This window comes from Falsiroseomonas oryziterrae, assembly GCF_021864505.1.
In the GTDB taxonomy this organism is placed as follows: Bacteria; Pseudomonadota; Alphaproteobacteria; order Acetobacterales; family Acetobacteraceae; genus Falsiroseomonas; species Falsiroseomonas oryziterrae.
In genome coordinates, this window is sequence record NZ_JAKJIB010000395.1 from 1 (window position 1) to 3390 (window position 3390).

Sequence of the window (3390 nt, forward strand, 5' to 3'; positions counted from 1 at the left end):
GCTGCTGTGGATCGGGCGGCGGCGCATCGCGCTGGCGGGCCACGCCTCGGCCGCGGAGCTGGCGCCGGTGCGGATCCGCGCCGGCGCGCTGGGCGATGCGACGCCGCATCGCGACCTGCTGGTGTCGCAGGACCACTGTCTGTGGCTGGACGGCGCGCTGGTGCCGGCGCGGCTGCTGGTGGACGGGGTGTCCATCACGCTCGAGGCTGGGCTGGCCGAGGTGACCTACCTGCATGTCGAGCTGGCGGGACACGCGGTGCTGCTGGCGGAGGGCGCGGCGGCGGAAAGCTGGCTGGATGCGGGCAACCGGCCGTGGTTCGCCAATGCCGACGTGGCGCTGCTGGCGGTGGCGGGCACGCCGGACGCCCATGCGACGCGCGAGGCAGTGCCCTGCGCGGAGGTCGTGCTGGGCGGGCCGCGGCTGGCGGTGATCCGCGACGCGATCGGGCTGCGCGCGGTGTGCGCCGCCGAGGGCGCGCCTCTTCGCGCGGTCGGCTGACGCGCGCCGGTCCGGTCAGGGCTTCCAGGCCACCAGGTCGATCTCCACCAGCGCGCCACGCGCCAGGCCAGTGACGCCAACGGTGGTGCGCGCCGGCAGGCGGTCGGGCGGGAAGTAGGCGGCATAGGTGCGGTTCATCGCTTCGTAGTCGCGCTCGAACTGCGTGAGGTAGATGCGCGCCTGCACGACATCGGCCAGTGCGAAGCCGCAGCCGGCCAGGACGCGCTTCAGGTTCTCCATCACCTGCCGCGTCTGCGCCTCGACGCCGTCCGGCAGCGGGCGGGTGTTGTCGGCGGGGTCGGTCGGCATCTGGCCGGTGACCAGCAGCCAGGGCCCGCAGCGCACGGCATGGCTGAAGGGCGCGACGCGATCGGGGCCGTCGGGCAGGGTCAGGAAGACGGGCGTGTCCATGCGGATCCTCGGCGGGTGCGGCGCGTGGCGCGCGGCTGGCCTCTGCCGCGATGGTGCCTGCGCGCCGGCGCCGGCGGAAGCCGATGGCGTCCTGTCGTGGCTCCAACGATCGTGACCGCGCGCATGTCACGGTCACGCATGCGCGCCTTGCGGCGTCCGTATGCGCGGCGCAGCCTCGGCTAAGTCTCTGGACCTGGCGCGTCCTCACGGAGGCGGGCGCCGGCGCGGCGCGGCGGCGCGCGCCGGTCCGGTCGCATGCCTCCTGGGCCTCTCCGGAATCGTCGCGGCGAACCCGACCCGCGCCGCGTTGTTCTGGACCCCGACAGGGACTGGAGCCGCGGGAGATCGTGCCGATGCGTCGCAGGATCCTGCTCGCCGCGGGGTGCGGAACGCTGCTTGCGCCGCGCCTCGCCCGGAGCGAGGCGACGGAGGTGGATCTCCTGCTGGTCCTTGCGGCCGACGTCTCGCAATCCATGCAGAACCGCGATCTGCGCCTGCAGCGGGAGGGCTATATCGCGGCGCTGCGCGACCGCGAGGTGATGGAGGCGGCCGCGTCCGGCCCGATCGGCGCCATCGCCGTCGCCTATGTCGAGTGGTCGGGCGTGGACGACCAGCGCATCCTCGTGCCCTGGGTGCGGATCGGCGACGTGGGGGATGCGGCGCGCGTCGCGCTGCTGCTGGAGGAGGCGCCGCTGCGCAGCGGCAACTGGACCTCGATCTCCATGGCGCTGGCGATGTCGCGCCGGCTGATCGCCGCGGCGCCGTTCCAGGCGCAGCGCCGCGTGGTGGATGTCTCGGGCGACGGGGAGAACAACCACGGCCCGCCGGCGGAGCAGGAGCGCGACCTGACGGTGGCGGAGGGCATCGTCGTGAACGGCCTGCCGATCCTGCGGCCGAGCGCCCGCCTGGCCGGCACCGGGCTGCCGGGCGAGACGGCGCTGGAGGAGCATTACCGGACCCTCGTCACCGGCGGCGCGCGCGCCTTCGTCCTGCCGGCGCAGGGCTTCGAGAGCTTCGCCGACGCGATCCGCCGCAAGCTGGTGATGGAGATCGCCGACCTGGCGCCGAGCGGACCGGCAAAGCCCTCCGCGGCTTGACGTTCCGGCTCTGTTCGCTTTATTTGCTATCAGTGATAGCAGGGCGGATGGCAGGCCATGGGCCAGCTCCTGGTGCGCGGCGTGGATGAGGAGACGGTGGCCTGGCTGAAGGCCCGGGCCGCGGCAAACGGCCGCTCAGTGGAGGCCGAGCACCGGGAGGTGCTGCGGGCCGCGCGCGCGGCCGGCGCGCCCGAGGGGTTCTGGGAACGCGCGGCCAGGCTGCGTGCCGAGCTGGCCGGGCGTCGCGTGACGGCGTCGGAGGCGCTGCTTCGCGAGGCGCGTGACGAGCGGTGAGCGATGCCTGGGTGGTGGACGCCAGCGTGGCGGCCAAGTGGGTATTGCCCGAGGCTGACAGCGAGGCGGCGGCGCGGGTGAGCGGCGCGCGGCTCGTCGCGCCCGAACTGCTCGACATCGAATGCGCCAGCATCCTTTGGAAGGCGGCCAGACGCGGCGAGATCGGCCGCGACGAGGCCTTGCTTAGGTACGAGACGCTGCGCGACGCGCCGGTCGAGCGGATGCCGAACGCGGCGCTGTTGCCGCTCGCGGTGGCGCATGCGCTGGAGCTCGCGCATCCGGTCTATGGCTGCCTCTACATCGCGGCGGCCGAGCTGACAGGCTTCCCGTTGATCACCGCCGACGCGCGCTTGCGGCGCCTGCATGTGCCGCGCGTCCGGATCGTCGGCCTGGACGACCTCTCCTGACCCAGCCCCTGCCGCCGCGGCGCCTGACGCGCCTGCGGCTCACCGATTTCCGCTCCTACCCCGCCTTCGATGCGCGCTTCGAGGGCCGCATCGTCGCGATCGCGGGCGAGAACGGGGTGGGCAAGACGAACCTGCTGGAGGCGATCAGCCTGCTCGGCCCCGGGCGCGGGCTGCGCGGCGCGCGGGCGGGGGAGATCGGGCGGCGGACGGGCGGCATCGGCCGGCCCTGGGCCGCCTGGGGCCGGTTCGAGGGGCCGCACGGCGCCTGCGACATCGCCACCGGCACGGTGGGCGAGGACAGCCCGGAGGCGCGGCGCAAATGGCGGCTGGACGGCGAGCCGCTGCGCTCGGGCGCCGAGCTTGCGGACCGCGCGGCGGCGGTCTGGCTCACGCCGCAGATGGACCGGCTGTTCCAGGAGGGGGCGAGCGGCCGGCGCCGCTTCCTCGACCGGCTCGTCTGGGCGCTGGAGCCCGGCCATGCGCGGGAGGTGGCGGCGCATGAGACGGCGATGTCCGGCCGCAACCGGCTGCTCGCCGAAGGCCGGCGCGACGCACGCTGGCTGGCGGCGCTGGAGGATGCCATGGCCCGGCACGCCGTCGCCGCCGCGGCGGCGCGGCGGGCGCTGGTCGTCCGGCTGAACGCGCTGCTGGAGGCCGGCACCGCGACCGGCGCCTTCCCGGC

The 3390-nt window shown here is 74.8% G+C and carries 6 protein-coding genes; 5 read left to right on the plus strand and 1 reads right to left on the minus strand.

Going from position 1 to position 3390, the window contains the following annotated elements; genetic code table 11:
• A partial coding sequence (locus L2I40_RS20800; protein ID WP_237217081.1) for a Hint domain-containing protein occupies positions 1–499 on the plus strand: 499 nt, incomplete at its 5' end.
• A gap of 15 nt (positions 500–514) precedes the next feature.
• Here the strand turns inward: L2I40_RS20800 and L2I40_RS20805 are convergent.
• Positions 515–910, minus strand: a complete 396-nt coding sequence (locus L2I40_RS20805; protein ID WP_237217082.1) for a RidA family protein — start codon at positions 908–910, stop codon at positions 515–517.
• A 353-nt stretch (positions 911–1263) separates the two neighbouring features.
• Here L2I40_RS20805 and L2I40_RS20810 point away from each other — a divergent pair, with 353 nt between their 5' ends.
• From L2I40_RS20810 to L2I40_RS20825, 4 genes are all read left to right on the plus strand, one after another.
• Positions 1264–2007, plus strand: coding sequence for a DUF1194 domain-containing protein (locus L2I40_RS20810; protein ID WP_237217083.1), 744 nt, complete (start codon positions 1264–1266; stop codon positions 2005–2007).
• 57 nt (positions 2008–2064) lie between these two features.
• A complete protein-coding gene (locus L2I40_RS20815) occupies positions 2065–2301 on the plus strand; it encodes a FitA-like ribbon-helix-helix domain-containing protein (protein WP_237217084.1) in 237 nt (78 codons plus the stop codon).
• Positions 2298–2708 (plus strand): type II toxin-antitoxin system VapC family toxin, encoded by a 411-nt coding sequence (locus tag L2I40_RS20820; protein ID WP_237217085.1) that lies wholly within the window; start codon positions 2298–2300, stop codon positions 2706–2708. The genes L2I40_RS20815 and L2I40_RS20820 overlap by 4 nt, the downstream gene beginning before the upstream one ends.
• A 32-nt stretch (positions 2709–2740) precedes the next feature.
• On the plus strand, positions 2741–3390 hold a 650-nt coding region (locus L2I40_RS20825), incomplete at its 3' end, for an AAA family ATPase (RefSeq protein WP_372491089.1).

Excerpts from the sequence above, each read along its gene's own strand:
- L2I40_RS20805 (WP_237217082.1), bottom strand. The coding sequence starts at position 910 with ATGGACACGCCCGTCTTCCTGACCCTGCCCGACGGCCCCGATCGCGTC.
- L2I40_RS20810 (WP_237217083.1), top strand. The coding sequence starts at position 1,264 with ATGCGTCGCAGGATCCTGCTCGCCGCGGGGTGCGGAACGCTGCTTGCG.
- L2I40_RS20815 (WP_237217084.1), top strand. The coding sequence starts at position 2,065 with ATGGGCCAGCTCCTGGTGCGCGGCGTGGATGAGGAGACGGTGGCCTGG.